28 protein-coding genes are annotated in these 25,857 nt (G+C 44.8%); 7 read left to right on the top strand and 21 right to left on the bottom strand.

Features of this window, described 5'->3' with window-relative positions:
* Positions 1–80: 80 nt before the first annotated feature.
* Complete coding sequence (locus AABK37_RS15730; RefSeq protein ID WP_432552498.1) at positions 81–650, bottom strand: PIN domain-containing protein; 570 nt, start codon at positions 648–650, stop codon at positions 81–83.
* Positions 647–1,111, bottom strand: coding sequence for a helix-turn-helix domain-containing protein (locus AABK37_RS15725; protein WP_432552497.1), 465 nt, complete (start codon positions 1,109–1,111; stop codon positions 647–649). The genes AABK37_RS15730 and AABK37_RS15725 overlap by 4 nt, the downstream gene beginning before the upstream one ends.
* A 208-nt stretch (positions 1,112–1,319) precedes the next feature.
* Here AABK37_RS15725 and AABK37_RS15720 point away from each other — a divergent pair, with 208 nt between their 5' ends.
* The 5 genes from AABK37_RS15720 (at position 1,320) to AABK37_RS15700 (ending at position 5,858) form a co-directional block, all read left to right on the top strand.
* Entirely contained in the window at positions 1,320–2,585 is a 1,266-nt protein-coding gene (locus tag AABK37_RS15720; protein ID WP_432552496.1) for a hypothetical protein, read from the top strand.
* A 283-nt stretch (positions 2,586–2,868) separates the two neighbouring features.
* Positions 2,869–3,348 carry a LexA family protein gene (locus tag AABK37_RS15715; RefSeq protein WP_432552495.1) on the top strand — a complete coding sequence of 160 codons (480 nt, stop codon included), beginning with the start codon at positions 2,869–2,871 and terminating at the stop codon, positions 3,346–3,348.
* A gap of 2 nt (positions 3,349–3,350) precedes the next feature.
* Positions 3,351–4,604, top strand: a complete 1,254-nt coding sequence (locus tag AABK37_RS15710) for a Y-family DNA polymerase (protein WP_432552494.1) — start codon at positions 3,351–3,353, stop codon at positions 4,602–4,604.
* A gap of 178 nt (positions 4,605–4,782) precedes the next feature.
* The gene (locus AABK37_RS15705; protein ID WP_432552493.1) at positions 4,783–5,253 is read left to right on the top strand and encodes a hypothetical protein; all 471 of its coding nucleotides are present in this window, start codon (positions 4,783–4,785) and stop codon (positions 5,251–5,253) included.
* The gene (locus AABK37_RS15700; protein ID WP_432552492.1) at positions 5,250–5,858 is read left to right on the top strand and encodes a PIN domain-containing protein; all 609 of its coding nucleotides are present in this window, start codon (positions 5,250–5,252) and stop codon (positions 5,856–5,858) included. Before AABK37_RS15705 ends, AABK37_RS15700 begins: the two co-directional genes overlap by 4 nt.
* A 365-nt stretch (positions 5,859–6,223) precedes the next feature.
* Here the strand turns inward: AABK37_RS15700 and AABK37_RS15695 are convergent, their stop codons facing one another.
* The 3 genes from AABK37_RS15695 to AABK37_RS15685 form a co-directional block, all read right to left on the bottom strand.
* Positions 6,224–7,432, bottom strand: a complete 1,209-nt coding sequence (locus tag AABK37_RS15695; RefSeq protein ID WP_432552491.1) for a hypothetical protein — start codon at positions 7,430–7,432, stop codon at positions 6,224–6,226.
* Between the two features lie 604 nt (positions 7,433–8,036).
* Positions 8,037–9,167 carry a DNA (cytosine-5-)-methyltransferase gene (gene dcm / locus AABK37_RS15690; protein ID WP_432552490.1) on the bottom strand — a complete coding sequence of 377 codons (1,131 nt, stop codon included), beginning with the start codon at positions 9,165–9,167 and terminating at the stop codon, positions 8,037–8,039.
* On the bottom strand, positions 9,127–10,443 hold the full coding sequence (locus AABK37_RS15685) for a hypothetical protein (RefSeq protein ID WP_432552489.1): 1,317 nt from the start codon (positions 10,441–10,443) through the stop codon (positions 9,127–9,129). The genes dcm and AABK37_RS15685 overlap by 41 nt, the downstream gene beginning before the upstream one ends.
* 301 nt (positions 10,444–10,744) lie before the next feature.
* Here AABK37_RS15685 and AABK37_RS15680 point away from each other — a divergent pair, with 301 nt between their 5' ends.
* Positions 10,745–11,440 carry a tyrosine-type recombinase/integrase gene (locus AABK37_RS15680; protein ID WP_432552488.1) on the top strand — a complete coding sequence of 232 codons (696 nt, stop codon included), beginning with the start codon at positions 10,745–10,747 and terminating at the stop codon, positions 11,438–11,440.
* Here the strand turns inward: AABK37_RS15680 and AABK37_RS15675 are convergent.
* The 12 genes from AABK37_RS15675 to AABK37_RS15620 form a co-directional block, all read right to left on the bottom strand.
* Positions 11,381–13,801: a hypothetical protein gene (locus AABK37_RS15675; RefSeq protein WP_432552487.1), complete on the bottom strand. Its 2,421-nt coding sequence runs from the start codon at positions 13,799–13,801 to the stop codon at positions 11,381–11,383. The genes AABK37_RS15680 and AABK37_RS15675 overlap by 60 nt on opposite strands.
* A 353-nt stretch (positions 13,802–14,154) precedes the next feature.
* A complete protein-coding gene (locus tag AABK37_RS15670; protein WP_432552486.1) occupies positions 14,155–14,844 on the bottom strand; it encodes a hypothetical protein in 690 nt (229 codons plus the stop codon).
* Between the two features lie 386 nt (positions 14,845–15,230).
* Positions 15,231–17,231 carry a hypothetical protein gene (locus AABK37_RS15665; protein ID WP_432552485.1) on the bottom strand — a complete coding sequence of 667 codons (2,001 nt, stop codon included), beginning with the start codon at positions 17,229–17,231 and terminating at the stop codon, positions 15,231–15,233.
* Between the two features lie 194 nt (positions 17,232–17,425).
* On the bottom strand, positions 17,426–18,127 hold the full coding sequence (locus AABK37_RS15660; protein WP_432552484.1) for a hypothetical protein: 702 nt from the start codon (positions 18,125–18,127) through the stop codon (positions 17,426–17,428).
* A 12-nt stretch (positions 18,128–18,139) separates the two neighbouring features.
* The gene (locus AABK37_RS15655) at positions 18,140–18,547 is read right to left on the bottom strand and encodes a hypothetical protein (protein ID WP_432552483.1); all 408 of its coding nucleotides are present in this window, start codon (positions 18,545–18,547) and stop codon (positions 18,140–18,142) included.
* Positions 18,548–18,633: 86 nt separating this feature from the next.
* On the bottom strand, positions 18,634–18,924 hold the full coding sequence (locus tag AABK37_RS15650) for a hypothetical protein (RefSeq protein WP_432552482.1): 291 nt from the start codon (positions 18,922–18,924) through the stop codon (positions 18,634–18,636).
* Between the two features lie 69 nt (positions 18,925–18,993).
* Positions 18,994–19,338, bottom strand: coding sequence for a hypothetical protein (locus tag AABK37_RS15645; protein WP_432552481.1), 345 nt, complete (start codon positions 19,336–19,338; stop codon positions 18,994–18,996).
* 9 nt (positions 19,339–19,347) lie between these two features.
* A complete protein-coding gene (locus tag AABK37_RS15640; RefSeq protein WP_432552480.1) occupies positions 19,348–19,611 on the bottom strand; it encodes a hypothetical protein in 264 nt (87 codons plus the stop codon).
* On the bottom strand, positions 19,612–19,833 hold the full coding sequence (locus AABK37_RS15635; RefSeq protein ID WP_432552479.1) for a hypothetical protein: 222 nt from the start codon (positions 19,831–19,833) through the stop codon (positions 19,612–19,614).
* A gap of 58 nt (positions 19,834–19,891) precedes the next feature.
* A complete protein-coding gene (locus AABK37_RS15630) occupies positions 19,892–20,083 on the bottom strand; it encodes a hypothetical protein (protein ID WP_432552478.1) in 192 nt (63 codons plus the stop codon).
* Positions 20,084–20,100: 17 nt separating this feature from the next.
* A complete protein-coding gene (locus AABK37_RS15625) occupies positions 20,101–20,736 on the bottom strand; it encodes a hypothetical protein (RefSeq protein ID WP_432552477.1) in 636 nt (211 codons plus the stop codon).
* On the bottom strand, positions 20,666–21,049 hold the full coding sequence (locus AABK37_RS15620) for a hypothetical protein (protein WP_432552476.1): 384 nt from the start codon (positions 21,047–21,049) through the stop codon (positions 20,666–20,668). The genes AABK37_RS15625 and AABK37_RS15620 overlap by 71 nt, the downstream gene beginning before the upstream one ends.
* Before the next feature lie 333 nt (positions 21,050–21,382).
* On the opposite strand from AABK37_RS15620, the gene AABK37_RS15615 reads away from it, so the two are divergent.
* Positions 21,383–21,757, top strand: a complete 375-nt coding sequence (locus AABK37_RS15615; protein ID WP_432552475.1) for a hypothetical protein — start codon at positions 21,383–21,385, stop codon at positions 21,755–21,757.
* A 183-nt stretch (positions 21,758–21,940) separates the two neighbouring features.
* Here the strand turns inward: AABK37_RS15615 and AABK37_RS15610 are convergent, their stop codons facing one another.
* The 4 genes from AABK37_RS15610 to AABK37_RS15595 all read right to left on the bottom strand — a co-directional run bounded on the left by AABK37_RS15610 (position 21,941) and on the right by AABK37_RS15595 (position 25,617).
* Positions 21,941–22,588 (bottom strand): DUF4276 family protein, encoded by a 648-nt coding sequence (locus tag AABK37_RS15610; RefSeq protein WP_432552474.1) that lies wholly within the window; start codon positions 22,586–22,588, stop codon positions 21,941–21,943.
* The gene (locus AABK37_RS15605) at positions 22,585–23,673 is read right to left on the bottom strand and encodes an AAA family ATPase (protein ID WP_432552473.1); all 1,089 of its coding nucleotides are present in this window, start codon (positions 23,671–23,673) and stop codon (positions 22,585–22,587) included. The genes AABK37_RS15610 and AABK37_RS15605 overlap by 4 nt, the downstream gene beginning before the upstream one ends.
* 253 nt (positions 23,674–23,926) lie before the next feature.
* Positions 23,927–24,862: a ParB/RepB/Spo0J family partition protein gene (locus tag AABK37_RS15600; RefSeq protein WP_432552472.1), complete on the bottom strand. Its 936-nt coding sequence runs from the start codon at positions 24,860–24,862 to the stop codon at positions 23,927–23,929.
* Positions 24,859–25,617: a ParA family protein gene (locus AABK37_RS15595; protein ID WP_432552471.1), complete on the bottom strand. Its 759-nt coding sequence runs from the start codon at positions 25,615–25,617 to the stop codon at positions 24,859–24,861. The genes AABK37_RS15600 and AABK37_RS15595 overlap by 4 nt, the downstream gene beginning before the upstream one ends.
* Positions 25,618–25,857 lie beyond the last annotated feature (240 nt).

Raw genomic sequence — 25,857 nt, 5'->3', positions numbered from 1 at the left:
GTTTCCATTATCAACAACCATAAATACAACCGTTTCGTCACAAAACAGTCAATTCATTTAGATTATTTGTTTACAGTAGGTCAAAGGAGTTCTGCAAACGCTTCAAGTTCTGCTGCCGTTGCAACCAATCCCTGTTGCGTTAGCGTGTCGAGATAGTCCTCGACGCTGTAAGGAGGATTCACAAGACGTTTTCGTATGGCACGAATTGCACCGCAGAAAACACCAGGAGCTAGATCCAATTGGTCTAGCAAAAAATCGTCTGGATGCTTGGCTTCTATGCCCAAGGGTTCCAAAATGGTGAGGGGAAAGTCTTTCAGGTTTTGCGTGACGATAACATCACATCTGCCAATAATAGCGGCAGCCAGAACGTGCCGATCATCCGGGTCTGGCAGGGTTAGCGAGGGGATGAGGCTTTCATAGCCTGTCACCAAGCAATCACGAGTCGCCCTGTCCATCTTGTCGCGTGTGCGTTCCAGGCTTGCCCTGTCTCGGTGTGGTTCGTTGCGAAGCAATGCTTCAATCCATTCCCTGTGAATATCTGCCGTCCATTTGGCCTTGAAAAGATCGGTGACAGCCAGTTGCAGCAGCACATCGCGCATCGGTGCTGGATAGAGGGTGTTTGCATCAAGAAGGGCGGTATAGCGGCTCACTGGCGGGTATAGCCCATGCCCTGTTCCTGGGCTTCACAGGTCAATTCTTCCAGCACCGCTGCACGTTCTTGGTCAATTGCTGTTTTGTAAGTCATTACATCTTCCATCCGAATCCGCCGATGTTTACCAACCTTGCGGTGTGGAATCGTTCCTTCATCAAGGAGCTTGATGAGAAACGGACGGGAAACGCCCAGCAGGTCCGCAGCTTGTACCGTGGTCAGTTCGGCATTTTCAGGGATGATTGTCACACCGCGACCAGCGGCCATTGCTTCGAGAATATCCATCAATAGGGCAAGGGCACCAATCGGCAGTTCAATCAGTTTATCCTGTTCTGCATCTTTGAAATGCAGAGTCAGCGGCTTTTTCTGCCGCACAACACGAGAAAGCTGCTGTCCAGAGGCACGGGCAATAGCCGCATCCTGTGCCGAAGGTGGCAAATGTCTATGGGCTAGCATGGTCATCGAAGCCTCCTTTCTTTTCTCAAGGCTACCAATAGTTGGCTAAAAATGCAATAAATGAATTAAATGAAATATATGAAATGACACTTCGCCTGCCGAGTTCTCAAGGCATAGGAGGAACAGTATCATCAATCTTCAAAGGGTTTGACACTCTGTAATAAAATGACTTTTTTGGATGCGCCCTCAGTAAAATAGAAAGAAAAAAATTGGAATGGCAGCAAAAAAATTACCATCACAGGAGCAACCGAAAGCCCAGCCCAAGCAAACCTTCGTTGCACTCAAACCCTTAAAGAAAGCGGAAGACGCGCCACCACCACCTGTGAAGGAGGTAGCATCTGAACCTGTAGTGGATGCACCCCTTGCCCACAAGTCCAGTAAGAAGAAGTCAACAGTCTCGGCAACGAGCGTAAAGAAGACAGAGGAACTGGTAGCCAAAAATACAATTGCCCCTCCATCTCAAGAGTTATCAAGAGCGCCTATTGCTGATACCCCTAATCTACATGAGTCAAAGGTCTCAGCTACGCGCACGTTGAAGACGAAGCAGCCGACGACAGCGGAAAACGCAGTTACACCTCCATCTCAAGAGGTATCTAAACTACGTATTGTTGATACCCTTAGTGTAAATAAGCCAAAGGTTTCGGCAACGCCCACCAACAAGATTGAGCAGTCGGCAGCGCAAAATGCAATTGCACTAAGCGCAGAGCCAGAGGCGATCGCATCGACTGCTCAAGATATACCCAACGCTCAACAGTCAAAATCAAAACATCAGCCAATCTTTCAAGCGATCGGTATTCTCGTTGGGCAAATCAAGTTCACAGAAAATCGAGGAATTGTAGTTGTTGAAGGCAAAGAATATCCACTTTTGTTCGCTCATCATCGACGCAAGTTCTATGATGAACTACGCTCACAAATTGAGTCAGACAACGAAGAACCAAGGCGACTGATTGTTTATCCGAAGATTACGCACTTCCCGAAGAGGGAAGAAGCATATCATGTCGGATTCCAATTGGTTGGTTTGGATAGGGGTTACGTTACCAATAGCATTTCCCAGCAGCTTCAAGATTTTGAGTTTAAGCTTTGTGGGTTATGGCAATTCATCCCAGTTTGCCCAACACCCTGTATCTCGGTTTTTAAGAACTTCTCCAAGGAACGGCTTTCATACATCAAGCAGATAGAAAAAGATAGGAAGGTCAGGTATCTTAAAGCATCGCACATTCCTTTAATGTGGCGTGGCGATACCAAACCATTCCGTTTTAATACTAAACTGACGGCATCCGAGCAAGGCCATCCGGCATTTGTGGAAGTGCTAGCGAAATTCGTGCCTGGGCGTGATGTATTTGAATTCAGTAAACTGCTAACAGAACCTACGGAAAAAGCTCCCAATTTTCTCAAAGCTGGCAAGGAGGATAAGGCGAAAGCATCGCAACTTAAGAAACAACGGGAGCAGACTAGCGAGGCTAGCATTGAAAGCAGTTAACTTTATATCGTCAGCAATGACAATATAAAATGAACAGCCTGGATTGAAGTTGGGAAATAGATCAGTGGGGGGAGGGCGCTTTTTTGAATCTAGGAGGCATCTAGTCTGCGTCGTCCCTCCGCTTTCAAGTCCTCAAGGGACAGAGTGGAGAACTGTTTCCTGTCAGCTTCAACTAGAAAAGTGAAAGTAAACTCCTTTTGTTCCTCAGAGAAACTCAATTGCTTTTTAATGCCATTTGCGTATGCTAAAAGATATTTTTTAAAGGCATTTTTGTGGAGGTTTGATGTTTGATGTTTACGATTTTCCCGCCGCTTTCAAGACACCTCACAACCCCACAAAGCCATTTTTTAGTATAAAATTCACACTTAATGACCAGGGGATTAAACTACCCTTATTCGGTGAGTGCGTCCAAGCAGGTTTTCCCAGTCCAGCGGACGACTGGCTTGAGGATGCAATAGACCTCAACCAGCATTTGGTAAAAAATCCAGCCGCAACGTTTCTCATGCGAGTAGCAGGGGATTCGATGAAAGATGCCGGCATCTTACATGGTGATGTAGTCGCGGTTGACCGCAGTTTGCAACCGAAACCAGGGCGAATTGTGGTTGCGTCCGTTGGTGGCGAATTCACCCTTAAACGCTTGTCGCGGTTGCGGGGAAAACTGTGGTTGATGCCGGAAAATGCTGATTATCAACCGATTGAAATTACCGATGACTTGGAAGTGGTCGCGGTGGGTGTGGTAGTCAGTGTCCTCCGCCAACTATAATTATGTTCGCGCTAGTCGATTGCAACAGCTTCTACGCAAGTTGTGAGCAGGCGTTTAACCCGGCTTTGCAGGGCTTGCCCGTGGTCGTGCTGTCAAATAATGACGGCTGTGTGATTGCGCGATCGCCTGAAGCAAAAGCCCTCGGTATCGGGATGGCTGAACCATACTTTAAGGTGAAACCCTTCTGCGACAAGCATCGGGTCGCGGTGTTTTCGTCGAATTATGAACTTTACGGCGATATGTCTGGGCGGGTGATGAACGTTCTAGCTTTCCTTACAACGGCGCTTGAGGTTTATTCCATCGATGAAGCGTTTCTTGATTTGTCGGGATTTGACTTGTTGGGTTTCGACCGCCACGCCCTAGAAATTACCCGAACAGTCAAAAAGCATACAGGTATCCCGGTATCGGTTGGGGTCGCACCAACGAAGACTTTAGCGAAAGTTGCCAACGAGTACGCCAAAAAGCACACGAAACACGGTGTCAAAGTCCTACACGGTGCAGCCGCCATCGATGAACACCTGAAAATAACGCCCGTCGGTGATGTTTGGGGGATTGGTCATAGAACTGAGGAGAAACTTAAACGGTTGGGTATTAGTACCGCCTGGGACTTTGCACAGATGGATGCCCGAATTGTCCGCCAGCAATTCGGGGTGGTGTATGAGCGAACCTTGCGCGAATTGCAGGGGTTCCCCTGCCTGTCTCTTGAGGATGTGCAACCGAAGAAGAATATTTGCTCGTCTCGGTCGTTTAGCCGGACTGTGACTGCCCTTGGTGAACTTGAAGAAGCGGTTGCCCTGTACATGAGCCGCGCTGCTGAGAAACTTCGCGCCCAAGGCAGTTACGCGAGAAGTGTAATGGTGTTTATTCATACCAACCGATTCCGGGTCAAAGAACCGCAATATGGCGCGGTGAAAGTGTTTGAGTTACCGAACCCTAGCAACGATACTCCGGCGCTGGTTGCTGCCGCTAAAACCGCATTAAGACGTGGCTTCCGGCAGGGGTTCCAGTACCAAAAGGCGGGGGTATTTCTGCTCGACCTGGTTCAAAGTGATGAACGTCAATTCGACTTGTTCACCCCTGCGCCTGATATGCGGCGAGAAACGCTGATGGCGGCGATGGACAAGCTCAATCGTAATTACGGACGGCATCAAGTGTTTTTCGGCACTGTGGGGCTAAAGCAGGATTGGCAAATGCGGTGCGACAGGCGATCGCCAAGATATACTACCCGCTGGCAAGAGTTGCCTGTCTGTCGTTAAATAACGGGAGAGGATGATTTCTCCAAAAACGATAACTAAAAAGCTTGTACAGTTTTAATTGGGACAATGCGTTTTATTTTAAAATATTTAAAACTTTTTACAATTGTGGTAATGGCTCAAAGAAAGTATTCTGCGTCAGAATGATGAATAATTCAGCCTAATTAAGTAGATTTTATTTATGTCTTCTAATGAAGATAGTAACTGGGATTTGTCCGTTGATGACCGTAGTGGTCAACGGATGCTCGTTGTCGAGGTGAAAACCAAACGCAATGCCTCGCCAGAGTGGGCTGCCCAGCTTCGGCGCAATATCCTCGCCCACGGTACTTTTCCTATTGCCCCTTATTTCCTGATGGTCTTTCCAGATCGCTTCTACTTATGGACTGATGCCGATGATCATCTAGATCAGAGCGAACCCAACTATATTATTGATGCCCGCCCTATTCTCCAGCCCTATTTTGAACAGGCTGGGGTAGGTGAAGACCAAATCAGTGGTCAGAGCTTTGAACTAATTGTGGCATCGTGGCTTGGGAGAATCATTCATGCTTCAGAACCCTTTGCAGATACCGATGCATCGCAGCAATGGCTGATAGAATCAGGGCTATATAATGCTATAACGGGGGGAAATTTTGAGCATACGACTGCTGCGTGAACATTTACGTTGAAACCAACTTTGTCTTAGAACTAGCCTTTGGGCAGGAACAGTTTACTAGCTGCGAACAAATTTTGCACCTTTGTGAAGCGGGGCAGAGTCAACTGGTCATTCCAGCTTATAGTCTGGCTGAACCACATGAAAAACTCAGCCGTCAAGCCAAAAGCCGCAAAGAAATCCAACAAGCCCTCGATGCTGAGTTGCGGCAACTTTCACGCACAGCTTCTTACATGAGTCGTATCCGTAGTATTCAGGACATTGCCTTGTTACTGGTGCAGAGTAATGAGGAAGAACGAAAGCGGTTTGTGGAGTATCGGGAACGACTATTGAAAATTGCACAAATCATTCCCCTGACTGCCGATATCCTCACCGAGGCAGCGGCATGTGAGAGTCCTTACGATCTCAGCCCTCAAGATGCCCTGGTTTATGCATCAGTTATCACGCACCTGCGCCAACGCTCACCAGCGGCAGCGTGTTTCCTCAACCGGAACTCCAAAGATTTCGACAGTCCTGACATCGTTGATGAACTTAACAGATTGAATTGCAGGATGATACCGAGGTTTGATCAGGGCTATGCTTTTATTCAATCACGTCTGTCGCCATAGTGATTATCGATGACGGCTTACGCTGCCTTTATAAGGTGCTTGATAATCAGTTTCAACTTGGAAGCGTTGGACGGGCATAAAGCAAAAGGTAGCGTTGCTCTCAACTGTCTCAAAATTTTCACACTCTCTTCGCCTTGCTATCAACGTCACTGTCACTCATTACCGCCTGTGTCAAAACTTCTGAGATAATAGGCTGTTGTCATTCATGTTACAGCAGCAGTGAAAGTTGACCGTCACGGGAAAGCCAAAGTACTGACTCAAGAAGAGATTCAACCCTACTTTATAAATAGAGGCTCATCTAAGACAATAAGAAATGGGATTAGGGACTTTCGTAAAACTAATCCTCAAAAATTCAACATGCAAGATTAGCTAGTTGGATATTCGTCCTCATGAATTGATTTTTGTTGTGGACTTGCAAACCAGCCAAATTCTTTCTGGGCATACTTTAACTGTTTTTGGTCTTCGGCTGTCCAGGTTTCTTGATGCAGATAAAATATATCCAAGGAAAACCCCTTACCAGGTTCATATTGCTCAGTCCCGATACCAATGACAGTTTTACAATTCTGTTGCAACCCTCGCACTACAAAGCATCTTCCCTCTAACTCACTAACACGGGATTGTCGGTTTTCTCCGTGCGGTTTTGCCAAAAATACATAAGCTATATTGGATTCCGGTGATGTTAGGGTTCTTGACTCAATTCTACGTTGAGCAGCCAAATCCATGAAATTTTTAAAGTATTTTCCTAATATTCGGCGTGCAAATCGGGGTTCTCTTGCCATTGTACGCAGCGCAAGTTCGGATTGATTTAAATCAGGATCGAATTCTAAATTATTGTTCAGGAGATCCTCAATTATATTTTCAAGAAGCCTATCCCATATATAACTGTCTCTATCAGCTTCTCTTTTCTCCTTGTATTCTGGTTTCTTAATTATCTCATCCCAAATGTTGCTTCCCACAACAATGACATCGAAATCCTGTGGGTAGGAGCGTCCATTAAATATGTAGTAACCTAAAAGGTCTTCTTCATATCCCTCAAAGACGGTATGCTTGCCAGAATAATATAAATTTTCCTTATCAATAAGGTATTGCACAAAATCCGTTATTGTATCAAGTTCTCTTAGTATTGTTTCAAAAGAAACCCTATCGAATACATGAACAAATCCCTTGCCGAAATCACCAAATTGAATTGGAACCTTATCATCTCCACCCAAAGCGACAGCAACACGATGGATACGCTGCACGTCTGATAATGGAAAGGGTAAGCCTTGGCTTTCATCGCTTCGGATCACATGTGAAGTCGATTTAATCCGTTTTTCAGCGCCATAAATTTGGTCTACTGAACCTTCAATAGCTTTCCTAAGCCATCGTTGCCAATCTACTTCAATATTGCCACTATCGGTTAGCTTAATATCTTTAACACTGATAATAATAATATCTGGTTCGCAAACAATAAGGATGTCACATAGTTCTTTAGAATTCTTGCCTCTAGGGTTTGCGTAACTCCAGAGAGAAAGGAAAGATTTATGGCAGACTTGGTAAACAAATTCTTCTGAATCGTTAACAGGTTTTTTCATATTACGAAGATTACTAAAAATTAAAGAAAGTCGAACTATTGAACTCTACGAGTAAATACCAGCAGAGTAGTTTGATTCAACATTTTCAAAGTTTAATCAAACCTTGAACTGAAAGGCTTAATGCAGAATAAAAAAGCTTGAAACCCGCCGCAGAAGACGTGGATTTTTTAATGGCCGCTGGGCAAACGGACGTGCCTGTACCCCCTACCCGTAAATCCCATACCCCTGCCCAAGATATGATTCATAAATATGCTGGTACAGAACGCGGCACTTTTGTTCGTACAAATCAGAGGAATAATTTGCTGGTAACTGATCTAGCATATTCTTGATTACCACTTCCACGCCTGCCCCGGTTTGTTGGCGTTGCGTCCCTTGCGGGTGAAGTGAATAATTAAGTTTAGCCGAAATGCTTATGGAAACTAGCTTTCATCGTTAGTATCTAATTTTACCTTTTTGGCACGTAGACACCTATAACGCGTTAAGTTCTCCAAATGCTTCGCCAACGAGTAAAAAGGAGATTTTTCTAGAAGCTTTATACAGCAAGACTTTTAAAAGTTAAGTGGCGGCAAATGACAGACTCGCTGATCCCACCCCTATTAACAGCTCACTCTATAGGCAGCGGTGGAAGGCCCGTGAATGCTTCGCCAACAGTTATGTAAGGTTTAGTGAATATGCCTGGAATCGCGCTGTGTGTAGGGTATGGTAGCTGGATTTTATTAAGCCCTCGTCTGCTCCCCAAGAAGAATAAGCGTTGCCGCAACTGTGGTGTTCCGTAGTCTGCTGCTAACAGCACACCTGTAGTGACTTCATAGTCAAGCGACTCCATACGTTTTATGATCTCTTTAAAAAGGTTGCCGTTACTGACTCCTCTTAAATTTGCAACATTCTCCATTACAAAGAAGGCAGGCTTTAAGTCATTCACAAATCGAATAAACTCAAAAATCATTTGCCCTCGGTCATCATTCATACCTTTCTGCTTACCCGCCTGACTAAATGCCTGACATGGTGGTCCTCCAAAAACTAGATCCGGTCTTGAGTCATCGTTGGTTTCCTTTTGCCAAACCTCTAAAGGGTTCATGATATCTACAATATTTTGATGAATCACTTGGCAGTGCCCATTATAGTAACCATGTAAAGTGTCGCAGGCATCTGACCAAGAATCTATAGCTATTCGCGTCCTAATTAGGCCAGTTTCATCAGCACCTATATCCATACCACCAGCGCCACTAAAGAGACTCATCGCGGTTAAACTTTGGCTTGGCTTGAACCCGACAACTTTTGCGTGTTGAGCAACCTGGCGAAATACTGCATTTGCTAATGGAACAGGGACAGCGTTACCAACTTGTAACTGCGTGCTTGTAAGCGTGCCTTTAAATTTTAAGCTATCAGGAAAACCTTGTAGCCTTGCAGCCTCTCGAACCGAAATATAGCGGTTCTCATAAGGGTGAACGAACTTGTTAAAAATATATCCAGTTACTGTTAGCGATGGTTTTTCAGGATTGAGCCTAATAATTCTAAGATTTGGTCCACCTCGACGATTTGGATCTTCCTTAACGTAGTAGCGAAAACTTTCATGCCAAAGGTCTTCTGGTAAATCTTGCATTTTTTGCCCTATTTTTAAGGCATTAATACGTCGCTGTACATCTACTCCTACCCGCCGAGCAACGTGATTAGCTATGAAATTATCCCTTTGCTTAAAATTTAAAATTTTCAGCGATCCAATTGTCTCTTGCATAAATTTCTGTAAAGGAAATGATACCATCAAACAGGTTATACAGGTCTTGTTCGGGAGGCAACTGACCTACTTTGCTAACTGCTTTGTTGCTGGTTTGCGTCCAAACGATATCTTGAAGATCTTTCAGATAGGTGTCGTAGTGACGAACTGCGTGAATATTAGAAAGTAGGGCCGTCTTTATAGTAACTTTACTCTTTGGTTTCGCTGACGCGCCAAGCTTTAAAACTTGATATATACCTTTCTTAATGTCGTCTGTTCTATCCATTCCCATGCTGGATTTACCATCGGAAACTGATTCAAACCCCTCACCGCTATTTCTAGTAGGCCAGCTTACTGGTCTAGGAACTGGTTGCCCACAGGCATTAGTCAACCAATAAACAGAATCTGGGGCAGCCCCCCTAATCCACTCGCCCCTGCTGTATGCGGCGAAGGCTCTCTGCCAAAATTGAAAGTAGCGTCCGAACATTTGTTCATCTTGGCTAAATACGCGTTGAATTTGAGAATAAGACCAAAAGTCTGTTTGTTTGCTAGGTCTTACTCCCAAAGATATAAGCTCAAGTCTCCATTTTTCTCCTTCAGGTTGCGGGATTAGAAGGTGAAACTCAGATTTTTCTAATGATGAATTGTCAAGAGGTCCATGCGAAAGATTAATCACTTCGCCATCATCATTCAAGGCAGTTTGAATTTCGCATGGAACTGCTAGAGCAAGAGTAGTGAGTGGAGCAGCCTTCGCTTCAGCCATAAGAACAATATCGTTCTGATTATCCCATACAACAAGATCTATTGGTTCAGCACCGCGCAGCACTGTCAGACTTCGACCACTCCGTTCAAAAAGACGAGCTAGAAAGACTCCTAGCAACTTTCGCGTGATTCCACCTATGGTACCAGAACCAGGCTTATTCGCTTTATGAAAGTGAAATTCGCCGTTTAGTATACAACGAGTGCATGTATTAGTGAATGGATAAATTAGCAATGGTGAACTGGTTGGGCAGTAAAGCCATCCCTTAGAAGTGATCTTTTTATAATATTCTGCGGCAACAAAGAGATCAAAAGCAGCGGCAAGAGAATGTCCCAGTAGTGAAGGATTTGACTCAGAGTTTTTGAAAGCAAGTTCGATCAGCAGATTAGCAAGCTCTTCCTCATACTTATTCAATTCAATAACCGTTGCTTTCTTAAGCGCCTTCTCTACCCACTGAGGATCTTTTAGAAATTTTTCCTCGTTATCATCTATCCCAGGAGTTTCAGGAGCGTTTGAACTGTTTTTCTTAGTTGCCATAATTATTTGTAGACCAAAATTTTTATCGAGTGCGTTTTTAGCTTAATGGGGTAAAAGGTATTTGGTACAACAAAACCAAAACCTTATCCTAAGAAATTTTTATTTTGGCCCAGTTGAGCGAAGCGATCTGACTAAGCACTGCGGGGTATCTAACAACGCTGACCGATTCATCGGAAGCAGCGCTCGGTCAGCAACTGGTATCACAGAAACGGGCGGCTTTGGCGTTATCCGCTCTCTGCCGTGCTGTCCTGTAGCCCGACTTGAGCGATAATGAACTGTTGTCGTCAGTGTGAGGGCAACGGTGAAGATTGATCGGCACGGTAAAGCAAAAGTCTTGAGCCAGGAAGAAATCCAGCGTCTTTTCTCGGAGGGGTTGTTGACCCTGCGTGACCGAACGCTGTGCGCGGTAATGCTATATACCGCCTGCCGCGTTCGGGAAGCCGTCACCTTGAGTATTCGGGATGTCTACGACACGAAAAGACGGGTCAGACCAGAGTTGATCATCCGCAAGGGCAACACGAAAGGTAAACTTGATACCCGTACCATCCCAGTCATGGATGACCTGCGGCGATATTTAGAAGTGTATCAACCAAAACCCTCCGCTGATGGCTACCTGTTTCCTGGTAGCTGGGGGCGGGGGCATTTGCATGAGGAATATGCGTCCCTCATCTTTCGGTCAGGATGCAGGCGTGCGGACATCGAGGGCGCTAGTACCCACAGTTGTCGGCGCACCGCATTAACTATCATGCATAGGAATAATGTACCACTTAGGGTCATCCAGGAAATCAGTGGGCATCGAAACTTGGAGCAGTTACAGCGGTATCTGGAGGTGGAACAGGAGCAGGTGCGGGGAGCAATTGCCATGCTGAGTATCATCTCGCCCGTCGATACGAACCTCATCGCTGAGGAAGCTTGGAGGGCTGCCGAGGCGGAAAAACTACCCAAACAGATCAGGAAACAGCGTTTTACCGATCGCTCCCCATCCCCGCCGTTTTAATCTGTCTAGGTTCGCAACAAACCATTCTCGTGCCTCGTGCCAAAGCAGCAGTGAACCTAATTGCGCTAAAAGTATTCGCAAGGCAAGCTCCTCCATCTCCTGTCGCTCGGCAGGGGTTAGTTTCAAGTTGTGTAAGAAACCATAGGATTTCACCCATTTTTTTGCCTCCGATAGCGCTCTTAGTCTCAACCTTATTGCTTGGCAATATTCTGACGGGGTATAGCTTGTGCTATCGTCTGCTGCCTCTGAATCATCGGCTAATGGTTCCGGTGGTGGAGAAACCACAGCGCTTGTGAGCAAGTCGGAGAAGGCCTCGCTCTTGATCGTTGGTACGTCAGCTTTGGGGCAATTCTCAAAAGTAGACGTTGGTGTAGAAAGCTGTGTAGAAACCTCGGTCACGGGTGCTTGCGAATCATCAGCTAAAGGCTCCGGTGGTGGAGAAACTACAGGAGTTGTGTGCAAGTCGGAGGAAACCTCGCTCTTGATCGTTGGTACGTCAGCTTTGGGGCAATCCTCAAGGGTAGATGCTTGTGTAGAAAGCTGTGTAGAAACTTCGGTTATGGCTGTTGGCGAGTCGGATTCGATTATGGGGTCGTTGATAGCAATTTCGCTATTAATACTGCTATCAGGAATCGTTTCAATTGTGGTAACAGGGAATTCGGTCATTGATAAGGCTGGCTTATTGTTTTGAAAAATTTCGCCGCCGGAAACTATAGATTGATTTTGCTTATCAGTTGTTGATTTTGGATTTGAAATAAATTGTTTTTGATTTTTAATTTCTTCTAAAGAATCAGTTGCAGGTTGTTGATTGAAAATAGATTTTTGATTTTCAATTTCTTTTGCCTGCGGCAAATACAAAACCTTCATTATAGGGGGGGGTGTGTAAATCGCCGAATTATCGCGCTGAATGGCTTGCTGGCTAAGGGATTGCGGCTCAATATCTTCCAACCACGGATCTGGCAATTGAGGATATTTTTCGGGTTTTTGGCAGTCTGAAACCTTTACCAGTGGAGCATTTACACTCTCTTCTACTGCTGCTGGCTCATGGGCGGGATGCCACAAGGCTAGGTATTCTGGCTTATGGAGGGTTGTTTGCGACCCCCCTACCCCGTATATTGCTTTTGATGCTGCAATAATTGCTTTAGCGCGATCTGCGACGCTGTTTGGAAAATTTCCCTGCTCTTTCAATGTCGAAATTACTTTGGCGATGCGGTCAAGCGTTTTCTGATGCCGTTCAAGGTTGGGACAAAACGGCACGACGTTGTTAACATCTCCAAACTGTTGCCGATAAGTACATAGGCGATTGGGAATGGACGGATAAGGGGTATAATATTTCTCACAGCTTCGGGCGCGGTCTCTTGCTCGTTGCCGGATTTCGTGTTGGTGGCGGCACCAAGTTCGGTAGCCAGGAGCGGCTTGAGAAGTTTTAACCATAAAATCTACGAGTTCTTCGCCTTTCAAGCTAAGAAACACAATGCCATAGCACCCCATATGCTTTAAAAGTTGGTTGGTTTGATGGAAACCAGTCCAACCCATCTGGAAGATTTCTTCTAAGTGGAGCTTCCACAGGGTAGCACCCTTACCAGGCTTGGGTTTAGGGAAGAGTTTCTTGGCTTGGGTTTTGGCGTGGGCGATGGCTTGATCCAGTGCGGCATCATCTTGACCCGAAGCTGACCATTCAGCAGCATCGAGGAAATCTTCCAAGTTGTTGCTGTACGGTTGCAATTCCTTATCCAGTATGAAAGACCCTGGCTGGAGGGGAAGACGATGGGCTTTGAAGTCTGTCGGTTTATCCGTGCCGTAAGGCTTGGTGTTGGGGAATTGTTCCAGATGCCCGTCTTTTATACTAATTCCCTTTTGCAACAGGGCGAGAAATACCGCTACTGCAAGATAAAAAGAATTACGTTTATTTTTGAAGAAATAATAAATGTGGATGCCTGTGCTGAAGCTGGACTGGATGATCACCGGGCGGCACAAGCCAATGTCTTCCATTGCGGCGAGAACAGCTTTAAAGTTCTCTAAGCTGTTAGCTGGGTGATTATTACCGCCGACATCCGCATCCAGCAGCAGGTAATTTGTTTCTGTGCCGAATCGTAATCCTAGTAATTGGTCAGGGTTTTGGTACAGGCTCCACAGGTTGCGGGGCTGTAGAGGGTAACGGGTTTCTGTCGTCCATTTGGGGCGCTCTCCGGCTGGGGGTGTGGGCGCGTTAATGAAGTGCCAAGGGTGATGAAAATATTCGAGGAATTTTTGCCCTAAAAGACTGTCCGGTAAGACTCCCTGGACGATTTGAATCTGGGGTTGGTTTTGAGGGTTGACGGGTTCGGAATTTGTCGGTTCTTGGCGCTCTGGAACAATCATCTTTTCTTTCCTTGAAAATTGTTGTTCAGCAGCAAGAAGAATTTACATCGCTTTGTCATATGCTATGATGAACTCAATTGATCGAATGCGGATCATAGGCACAGATAAGAGTTACGGGCTGGTAGTACAGACCGTGTTATTCTCTTGCTGTTAATTGGTGTTGAAATAAACACAAAGGAAGCCTGAAACCTAAAGGATTTCCAGCGCCATGAAGAAAAGGAACCTGTTGCCTGACGGGATTCCAGCAAACAACAAACACAATGGGTCCAAATCGAGTGGCATCGATTCCCTTGTTTATTTTTTGGTACATTACAAGCATACCCCAAAAGGAAGTTATTTTCTCTTGGGGTATGTCATTTTGTGTACCAAATCTCTCGTAAGGAAGATTCATTGTCACTTATCTTCAAAATCTGGGCAACTTTCCCCCTCAGACAGTCGGTCGGATGAATGCCACAGTTTAGAAAGTTTTTACCAGACGATCGCCCGTGATAATGCTGGCAAGTCATACATACTGCACAAACTGGCTGAACTTCGTCTTCGTCATCGAAATCGATGAGCTTGAGAGCGCAGTGAGGGCAACAAGTGATGCTGCGTCCAGCGTCTGACCATAGACAAGTCAGGGGCTGCCAGTATTCAACCGCCTTACCATAACGGTTGTGACGTGTTTTTGAGGTCAGGAAGTAAGGGTAACTGCATCGGTGAATCTCGATTGCACCATCAGTGTTTTGGTCACGGGACGCTGCCAAGTAAGCGGGGTCAATATCCCAGCTTTGTTCTAGGGAAACCAGGTCAGGACAACCGTTTTCATCAACTTGCCATAACTGACCCTCATGCCACTGCCTCACCGCGTAGGAGGAATAATCATGGCTGAGATTTTCAAATTCGTTTTTCTGCCATGCTTCTCGATAATCAAACGTTCGCCACCGGATTACCAACTTTCTACAAAGTGGGTAGGTTTGGATGATGACGTACTCTCCTAACTGTAAAGAATGACCCTCGTAGGTAGCTTGCTGGTGTGGGTTTATGTTTTTCAGACTATCCATTGTCGTCAATGCCTCACCTCGATTTTTATTCGTCGGCGCGATAACGAAGTTAAAGCTCCGCTTATCGCCCGTCTTCTGGCTTTTCAACTAACATTTGAAATCTGTCCGTGACGCAAAAATTATTTAAACAGAAATTTTCCTAATTCGTGATACTTTTTATTCGATATTTCCTAATAGAAATGAGCGCGATTAAGACAGATTTGTTCATAGGAAATAGTGTCCGGTGGCTGTTCAAGGTTTACAACACCAGGACAGGTGTCCTCTAGGTGTTACTAGGCTGTCCTCAAGGCGGGACATGCTGTCCGGCAAGATGTCCCGGACTCAGGGACATCTGTCCTGTCTATCGGGGATACCACGATAAGCACTTTTCCCTGTCCCGGACAACTTCACATTTTTAGCAAACGGATGTCATTGCCACCGCGTGACTCGCCTATCTTTGCTTGGACAATCTCATCAATAGCATCCTTTGTTTCTTGAGCATTTAAGGTTCTATCATGCCGATATATGTCCCTTGCGGGTAAAAAGTGTGATGCCGTATAGTGATTAAGGCTGTCGTTAAGGATTTCCTTAACCGCTTGAATTACCTTTTGGGCTTTTTCGGAAAGTCTGGACGTAGTTTGTTCTTGGGGAGAGGTTAGGCGATCGCTCTGGGGAATTTCCAGCTTAAGCAGGTTCTCCAGTTGTTGCTTCGTAGTTGCCGTATGGCTATCGGCTGGTTGTACAGGGAAAGTGTCTTCCACCAGTTCGGGGAAAAATTTGAGCAGCGTCCTGGCTGGGTCTGGCTGTCCGTTGACGGGATGATTTTCCACTTTCATCCACCCTGGCATCATCCCAATTTCACCGTCCTTGATGACCTTCTCAAAGGCATCTGGGTCGGCTAAAAAGTAGCGTCCTGTGGCAACAGAAATCCGCTTCAGGGCTGATACGGGGATACTGGTGCTTTCGCATCCGATGAAAGAAACACCCGATTTAAAGGTGTCAGCCATGCCGTTTGTGTTTTTACCCACCCAAGTTGATAAATGCTTTCCGTGCAGCACAACAAAGATTTGAGCGCCTTTTTTGTTAGCGCGAGTCAGCAAAAACCGAATCATCCACTGCTTCTGGGTGTCGTCTAGGTAGTCGGACAAGGCTACGGCTTCATCAATAACCAAGATAATGTCCTGGTAGATTCCCTGCGTGGCGTTGTCCATTTCTTTGAGGTAGTTGTACAACTCAAGAGCTACCTTGGCATCTGCTTCTGCCCCATCCAGTTTAGGGTAGGTTAGGCGACAAATTAGGCGATCGCATTGAAAGGGGAAAATGTCATCTCCAGCAGTAAAATAGTGAATTTTTGTTACTGGCTCAAGTGCTTTACTGAGGATCGCTAGGATTGCTATCAGCGTCCCTTTCCCACCGCGCTGGTTGCCGCATATAATCGTGATTTGGTCTTTAATACACTTCGCCAGGTCAAAACCACTGCGGTTCAGAGCGTCAATGAGGGCAATGGCTCTTTCCCGTAAAGGTAAGGAAAGCATTGTCAATATGTCTGGAGGCTGAATACTTGTCGGCGTTTTCGGCAATGGTGCGGATTCAGCGTTGGGAGGCTTAGGCAATTCGATGAAAGCTGGTTTTGGCAACTCTATAAATGTCGGCTGGGGAACGCTTTGGAGAACTTGCGGCAATGGTTGCTGTAGCATCTCAACGTGCTGATAATTGATGCGGGGATCTGGGGTAACAGTAGCAAGATGCTCGTGTAGCTGCTGAACGGTCGGAAAGCCTCCTTTAAAATTTATGAAGTTGTCCAGTAGCCACCGATACGCATAAAATCGTTTTCCTGGCTCCACTTGGTGGAGAAAATCAGTCAAAATATTGGTGTATCCCCGTATCATGACGAATTCATACCGCTCTAAGGGTTCCAGGTGATTCATCAAGTCAACAATTTCATTTTTATCCGAGAACCATTTTTCGCGTGCCTCACTGTCCCCCATCGCTGATAAAAACTCTAGGAAATTACCGCGTATAAAAGGAATCGGGGCAAAGCTGTGGGAATTATTGAGGTCGGATGCTACTGCCCATACATAACCGATGCCGGCGATCAACGCCCCAACAGGAGCGAGGGGACTTGTAGCATAACAGATTGCGCCCACAGCACCGCCTGCCAGCGTCAGAAGCTTGGACAGGTTCATGCCTACCCGCTCTTCTTTCGCCCTCATCAACAGTTGATCCTGACGCTCTACAAGCCAGGAAGCGATTTTCCCAGCTTCCAGATATTCGATGACGGGGTAGTTTTCACGCAACCGCGCTGTTTCTTTTGTACCCAAAGGCGGTATTGGGACACTTGAGGGAGATTGTTGAACAACACAATGTTGATGGTCAGGCGGTTCTATTTCATGATTGTAAATATTCATGTACTGATTCTCCTTAACATGGAGCTAGTCTTTGAAAAATGGGGAGGGTTTATTAAAAAAAGTTATGTTGTTCTTTGAAAAGTCGCGTTACGCTCCGATTAGTCTGTAGGGTGCGTACCCTCCCCGTTTTTTTCCGGTAAATTCGACATAGTGAACGCTACCCTTTGCGTATGAAATCCGGGCAAAGGTATCTTTTATTTCTTCGTCAGCTTCCAAATGGTAAAGCCGATTTCGCCAGCCATCATGGAGGTAAGGTTATAAAGAAGACACGCTAGTATTGTGCCGGGATTGGTGTACCGAAAAGGATTGCGGCTAACGAAGGTGGTGGCTAAGTCCAAAACCCAGAAGAATAGAGCGATAGCGCCACCAGCGTGCCGTTCCCGCATCCCCGCTACTTTATAATCTCCCCATAACGCTTTGGTCAGGTCGATGTTGCCTTGGGGTTTTGTGCCTAGGGTGTATTGCTTGCTGGCTTCAAACTCGTTTCTAGCTTGGTCTGGACGTTTACCCCGCAAGGTTCGGGCTTCCATAATCTGAATTAGGGCGGAAATGCCAAGGGATATCCAGAACAGAAAGTTAAACGGAAGGGTCAGCCACCCGATCCAGCCAATCCACGTCCGTTCATACCAAGGAAACAAAGGTGTCCCTTGAAACAGTGTTTGCCAAACGCTATCCGTACTGAGCAGTGTTCCGGTAAAGAAGCCCAGCGCTCCCAAAATGCGTGTCCCGCTGGAACCGGGAGTGACAAACTGCCCCAAAATGTAGGAGACGAAGGACACGGGAATCGAGATTATATCAACGACCCAAGTAGCAACGACTTCGACATAATTCGATACACTCTTTTTCTCTGACTGCTGCTTTTCTGAGGAGGATTCAGTATTGTTGGTTAATGCCATTTTTGTTTCTCCCTACATGACGGGTAAATTGCTACAGGCATTTTTATGGCGATGCTTCCAGCGCCATTGACGGTGTTCGATTCGCCCGATGCAAACACCTGCGGTGTCATAGACAAACACGGTTTCGTCCTCTAACCAGCCTGTGGTTTCCGGCTTGGGGTCATGCTTTGGGTCATCGTAATAGCGTCTGATTTTCAGCTTTTGCCCGTTGGGAAGTACCCCTGCCTGTGCTAAGGTGTCTGCTGTTTGTCGGCGCTGTTCGATGCGGGAACGTTCGATTTGTTCGCTGTTTTCAATTTGCATCTCCGCATGAAAAGCATGGAATTGGGCAGGCAGTTTGATAAACAATGGAGTTGCTATGCACGCTAGCCCGATTAAGCCGAGGGTGGCTTGCTTTTGGTATTTATTCGCTCGTGACATAGTTTTTGGGTTGGTGATTGTTAGGGCGGAACTCCCGTCCCGAAGCTATGTTTTTACTGGGGGGTATTCCCCCAGTGATCCTGTAGCTATGAGATGCGTTTAAGCTGGGCTACAAGTGCTTCTATCAATCCCAGCTTTGAACTGTCAGGGATTTCGTCAAAGCGTTCGATGACTTCTTCTATCTCGTCGTCATGTTCACTGTCTGCTTCTGAATTTGGGTCTTTTTCAAAGAGGTTTTCTGCTAACGCTCTTAACATCCACAAGCGTTGTGCGTTGTTCAATTTCTCGAATGTTCCTCCCCAAGCCTCAACCATTTCTTGGAGTAGTCCGTCTTCGTTGGGGAAGTTTCCGCAGTAGTAGCCTAAAAATTTAGCCATGTTTTAAAATCAGTGTGAAGTGTTGTTTTCGCTTTTTGAAGACTGCATTCTGATAGAGGCGATCGCTTATTAATCATCCGAACCACAGGCAACATTAAGCACCACAGCGGCAAAGCCAGTGCCTAACAGTCCAGAAAAGGACAAGATTGCAGTGCCCGTGTGAAATTTTGTAGCATTGGCAAAATATTCAGCTTTGGTAGTTTCCCCGCTTCCGGATGCCATCAAATGTAGTCCGTAAGCGCCAACCGCACCGATACCAAAAGCACCCGTACACGCTAGGGACAATGCAGCAATATTAGCTAGGCAGCGATCCATAAAAGCTGCTTTTTTTAGTTGATGGACTTCGTAGATCAAGCAAGGTTTACAATTCGTATCGTCCGTCAAGCTGTTTACAAATTCATCGCTAGTAGTCATCTTTCCACCTCAAAACAGTTTCATTTGAATGGCGTTGTTATCAACAACTTCGGCTTTTATTGTCATTCCCTCGACTTCGTAACAACGGGTAGTTAACTTGTTGCGATTCAGCTTTAAATCCGTGCTTTTACGTTGTCCTGGCTGGGGACGGAACACATATTGAGGATGTTTTATGGAGTCGGTTTTGTACAAATATCGGTACAAAACGCCGTCTATCTGATAGCATTTGCTGCTGCTTAAAAGGGTACTGTCCCATACCTGATGTAGTTGCATTTAATCACCTCCCTCTGCTACATAGTTGAATGCCCAACCCAATGCACTTTCAGCATCACCCAGACTCATTTCTCCAGTAGCAATGGCACTCTGGCATAGATGCTGAAAAATTTGTGGGTTCTTCACTTTGAAATCTTGCAGTGCTTGCATAATCTTCTCTAAATCCTCTAAAATTCTCCCTTCTGTACGGTTATCGAGTTCGAGCGAACTGTTGAGTGTCATGTTTTCCTTCCTCTTAAAACTTTGAAGGTTTGGTCTTGACTGGAAGTTACAAAGGGAATTAAGGCAGTAGGTATACCAAATCGAATATCCTCTCCAGTCCGCGATTAAACCAGTCAAGCGGTGAAACAATCGCATACAGAAAGCGATACATAAGTTTTTTCTCCTCTTGAGATAAATTGGGATTCAGTTGTTTAATGATGTGGCTTTGCTCTTGTCGGGGAAGTTTTTCAGCAATTTTGAGTAAAGCCAACAGAGCAAGAGCATCAGCTACAGCGGTAACTCGTTCGCTTGCCGCATAATCTCTAGTGCGATCGCCATATGGCTGTTGGCTTGCTGTCCTAGCTTTCCCAATGCTTCAGACTGGGACTGGATATTGTTTTTTGATTGAGCCTGTAATCTGGTAAACTTTTCTTGGATGTCTACGGATAAGCTGCCAGCTAATTGGTTAAATCGCAGATTTGTTCTTTGGCTCAGGGATTCCAGCATGGAGTACCAGACGGTATCAGCTATTTCAATGCCGTCTAAGTGTGCATTGACTTGATGAAGTTCCAGCAGGGTTTCTTTAACACCCGATAAAACTTGCTGGCTATACTGAATTGGCGGAATCGAATCAGTTGGTCGCGTTGGTGCAAAATTTGTACTTTGCGACTGATCAATTGTTTTCATCAATGCTTTTGGCTGGTTTAAGACTTGTTTTACAAAGTCTCGGTACTGCTTTAAAATAGTCTTGCTTATCGTTGTTTCAGCTTCTGGATCATTGAGTTCTTCTGGGACTTCTGCTCCTTGTTGACTCAAGGCTTGAGCAAATTCCAACAAACCTAGGTTCAAATCGTCAAGCGACTTCAAGCCCAGAAGTTCCAGTGCGTCTTGCTTGTCGATGTTGTTGCTGTTCGATGTATTCATTAAAAGCTGCCTCGCTAAATAGTTGTTGGTTCTGAAAAATATGTTTCTCTAGCCCCTTTTCGGTACGGTACTTTTTGCGAAGCGATCTCACCTTGAGTAAAAGCCAAATCAGATAAGGAGATAATTCAATGCCCTCAAGCTTCCCTTCTTGATTGCAGTAGTAAGCTTGAGCATCATCAACCCACTGCTTGATGAGCAATTCATCATTGCGAATTGAGTTAATGTGACATTTCAGCTTTTGGGCTAGTTGCTTTCGTGTGATTGGCTTTTGGTTTGGTTCGTCGCTAGGCTCGATGGTTACTACTATGTGCATCAATGCCGAAGCTTCATTCAAGAATTTGAACGTGGGTCAATGTCCGTAATGTGAATTCGAGGATGGGTTCCCCAAGAGGGAAAAAGCTCTATTGTTTTCTTGGAAAGGCTTTGAGTTTCATATTGGTTAATAAATGTGTGTTCGCTATGCGTTCACATCCCGCTTATATTTTTAGTTTAATGTAAAGGCTGCCATTTGGCTACCAATCGGAATATATTTTGCTTTTTATTGCCACCCATAGACCGTATAGCTGCCATTTGGCTACCAATTGCCGTGTTGATGAAAACCAGCGATAGTAAGAGATGTAGCCATTTAGTGACCGATAGGAAACCAATGAGCAAAGAAGAAAGAAGTCCAAGAGTAACGGTAAGCTTGCCTGAAGGTTCAATAGACAAGCTAGACAGATATGCAAGCGTAATGAAAACGAAGCAAGCAAGCGCTGCTGCTTACCTGCTGCAAAGCAAATTGGACGAAATGGAAAGGAATGGTGAGATCCCACGACAAAACTTAGCGGGAATATCTGAGGAGGATTTTGATCAATTTAAGGAATTCATCAGCTTGTTACTAGGCGATCGCACAGAACCAAATAAGGTAAGCTTTACGTTACTAGGTCAAATACTGGGATTAGAGGCAGAACGACTAAGCGAACTCTATCAACTCGTTAAAGATTGCCGTGTAGGTGACGCTAAAGGGAGAGTTAAACGATAATTGATACCAAATTACTACAATCATCAGCCTTGGCAACCAGTTTTGCAAATTCTTCATCTATATTGATAATGTTATCCAGGAGCCTGCTAACACTGTTTTGATTTGGTACTTTGGGTGAGCAAATAGGTTTCTGCTTTTAAAGGTTACTCCCCCAAAGTAAGTATTATTTACAATCATCTCTAATTATAAAATTATGTTCTCAAGACGCAGTAACCATTGATTAAAATGCTGACATTGGTGACGTATTGCATCCAACCCAATATCGATCGCAAGCAGCGAACCATGCAATGGTTTGTCGTATCCATTACAACAATTGCTAATTCGTTTTGATGGTGCTGTTAATGGATTGTCGTTAATATGCTCAGGTGAAGGAAACGCATTACGCTCCGCTTGCAATGTACTGACCACACTTTCACCGAACCATTCAGAAAATATCTCTGGATTGCTGTACAGAAGCCCTTCAAACTCGTGAACCAGTAAATTCGGGATAAAATTCTTGTGATCGATATCCCTGCCCATTTCCTGTTCAAGATATTCAGCTTTTTGAAACGGGTCGCTAGTTTTAAGGAGGGAACTGTTTCCCGGAAAATCATTGGGCAAGGCGTACAAATCAAACATTGTAGTGACGATCGCCTTTCTGTCTTCAAGGCACTTGCGATTTAACTGCGGCTTGATTTTAGCGTAGCTCACTACCCCACCCTTGCCAGTCGAACTGGTTTTCACAAGAATCGGGTTAAGGTAGATATTTTTTGACTGAAAATAATCGTAGAGCAGTTCTCTGACAAAAGTTTCCTCGGTTTGCCCTTCAACGAAAACATTGACTCGAATCATCGTGAAGGTCTCCCGCCGAGGACATTCTTCTTCCATAACTCACCCAGGCTATAGTCTTCAAGCCACGCCTCCAACCCGTCACGATCGAGTCTGCGAAGTGATGATTTCCCTTCATCGCGGTTTACAACAATCACATCACTTGCATCAAATTCGTTAAGCAGTTCCACTGACTGGGTTGATACAATCACCTGCCTTTTGGCACTGCGTATCAATGATGCCAAGACAGTAATGGCATACGGGTGGAGACCCAGTTCCGGCTCATCAACCAGAATAGTCTCAGGCTGAAACTCTTCGGGTTGTAGCAAAACGGTTGCGAGACACATAAAACGCAGCGTGCCATCCGATAGCAGATGTGCTTTAAACGGTACATCCTGCCCCCGTTCAAAGCATTCTAGCTCTATAACCTCCTTGTTTTGTGGGGAAGGACGCAGATAGAAGTCGCCAAAGAAAGGAGCAACAAGCCGGATGGTTTTGACGATTTTCTCATAGGATGCCGGGTAGGTATCACGCAACAGATACAGGAAGGATGCAAGGTTACGGGCATCAGTTCGCAGGTAAGCGTTGTCATTAATACCATGCGGTTGCTTCACATAAGCCGTATCGCTGGTGTCATGAAAATGGTAAACTCGCCACTGCTGCATGGTGGACAAAACGTACTTGTCAATACCTGTCCCAGTACCAACAAAAGCCTTTGTCTCGAAATGCCCCGTACCTATTTCACGCTCACCACCCATGTTCCACCAGAAAGATTCTCTGACGAACATTAGGCGATTGTCTTGGGTTGGTTCTAATGTGGCGAAGTACCCATTATTGCCAAAGTATAACTGAAACTCCAGTTGTTCCGTTGTTTTCCGCCCAAAGTGCAATAGCGAATCGGGACCACCTTGACGGCTGACGAAAACTTGCAGGTTCTGCTCAAGCAACTGCTGAACCATGCGGAAGAAGCCGATAAAATTTGATTTTCCTGCCCCGTTAGCGCCAATTAAAACGTTGAGTCTGGAGAGTTCAAGGTCACATCTGGCAATAGATTTAAAGCCTTCTAAAACTATTCTCGACAATTGTTTGTCACTACTCGTCTCCGTCATGGAAAAATCTCCCGTTCTCCAAGCGTTTAACTGCTGCCTTTATTACTTCACTTGGTCTGACAAATTTGTATCGACTGCGACAAGGGATTAAACCAGACAAATGTAATAAAGATTTCTACTGTACGTCAAACGCACATCTAAACGCCGGATTCTGTTATCTTCTGATATATTTTACCGGATTATCTCTCAGTGAAATAAGTTATTCAGTCATCTCAAGAAATATGGTTCATACATCAAAAATTTTAAAGACACATCAGAACAATTTTTCTAATTTGTCCAACAATTCCTCAAGTTCTTGTGCCTTTTCAGGATCATCCAAAGTTTTCTTGTTCTTCGCTTTGGTATAAATATCCTTTAAGCGCTGATGATAAGTTATACCATTGTCTGAACTATTTACTTTATTTTTTGGCTGACTAGTCTTTAATTTGCCAATACGCTCTCTAATTTGGCTTAATGATAAATTTTGTTCAGTCGCTTCTTTAAGAATCTTTTTACGCTGTTTGTCATCCTTAATACGAGCGATCGCTCTCGCTTTAGTGTATTCAATATGACCTTGCCTTAAAATTTCTAAAATATCTTGAGGCAGATTCAACAATGGTAGTCTCGCTGTTCTAAAACTTTCAACAGTCAATTTACTGGTCGAAGCCAAAATAGATTCAATTGTTTGGAATTGACTGAAAACGTTTTCAGTCAATTCTAAATTACGCTTTTTTGCATTTAGCGCTTGATCAATAATTGAAACGATTTCCTTCCTTTCCACCTCTAGCTCTGAACTTAAAAGTTCCAAAAGACCTTCAGTCTCTTCAATTGGATTTAGGTCTTCTCTTTGCAGATTTTCGATTAAAGCGAACTGATAAGCTTTTTTGTCATCCAATTGTCTAATAACAACCGGAACCTCTTCCAGCCCGACTGACTGTGCTGCGCGAAAACGTCTTTCCCCTGCAACCAATTGATAAATATCATCTTTGAGCGGTCGAACCAACAAAGGCTCAAGAATGCCATGCTCTCTCACTGACTTCGTTAGCTGCTCCAGCTTTTGAGAGTCAAAAAATCGTCTGGGCTGAGATTCTGGAAGGGTAATATTTATGAGTGGTAAAGTGCGTTTTTCTTCGTCAATTAAACCATTGTTACTTAAAATTGGAGGGACAGCTATCGTGTGTTGACCAAGTTTTTGATTGTTAGTTTTCATTGAATACCGTCCAGTTGCTTGGCTATTTGTTGAAGAATTTCCACAGCAGGATGCTTAGGGTTATATAATGCTAAAGGCTTTCGACTTTGTGAAGCATTAGCAAAATCAGTTGCTCTGGGAATTGTGGGGAGAACAGTGCCGATTTTAGAAAGTTGCTCATAAATTGACTTTAAACTGTTCTCACCTTGGGCAGTACGAGTATCACACATGGTTGGGACGAAGCCTGCAATTTTTAACTTTTTGTTCGCTACCTTCAAGACTCGAACAATGGTGTTCAGCAGTAATTCCGTTCCTTTCAACGCTTTAAACTCTGTTTGAACAGGAACTAACACATGGGTTGCCGCAACTAGACTCATAATGCTCAATATGCCTAAACTTGGAGGACAGTCTATCAAAATGTAGTCGTAATCATCTTTGACGGTTTCCAGCGCTTGCTTCAACCTAAGTTCTCCCATAATCGCTCCCACCAATTCTATTTCTGCTGTACTAAGGGTTAGGCTGGCAGGAGCCAAAGACATACCGAAAAGGTCATGGATAATTTCAATCTCTTCCTCTTTAGCAACAGCATCATAAAGAGTTTTTTTGAGTTCAGTTGGTTCTAATCCCATGAAAACAGTCAAAGAACTCTGTGGGTCATCATCAACAAGCAGGACTTTTCGTCCTAATTGACCCAAATGATACCCAAGATTTTGCGTAAGGGTAGTTTTACCAACCCCGCCACTTTGGTTGAATAGGGCGATAATTTTAGCTGCCATTGGATAACTGTTTATGTCTAATCTTTTACTGTTGTCACACAGTAATATTATTTCAACGTGTCTGCATTGGCTAATGTCAGACATCGGCAAAATATTTCATGCTGTGTAACTTTACGTCCTTTGGCAATCAATATTAGCCGGAAACGCAATAGTTATAGACATAAACTTTGTTCAAAATATCAAAAACAATCTAGCAACGAGATTTTATATCACTTGAATCAAAAAGCTGGTCTAAACCAG

Source organism: Tolypothrix sp. VBCCA 56010 (genome assembly GCF_050875635.1).
Taxonomy (GTDB): Bacteria; Cyanobacteriota; Cyanobacteriia; order Cyanobacteriales; family Nostocaceae; genus Hassallia.
This window is presented reverse-complemented; position numbering and strand designations above follow the sequence as displayed.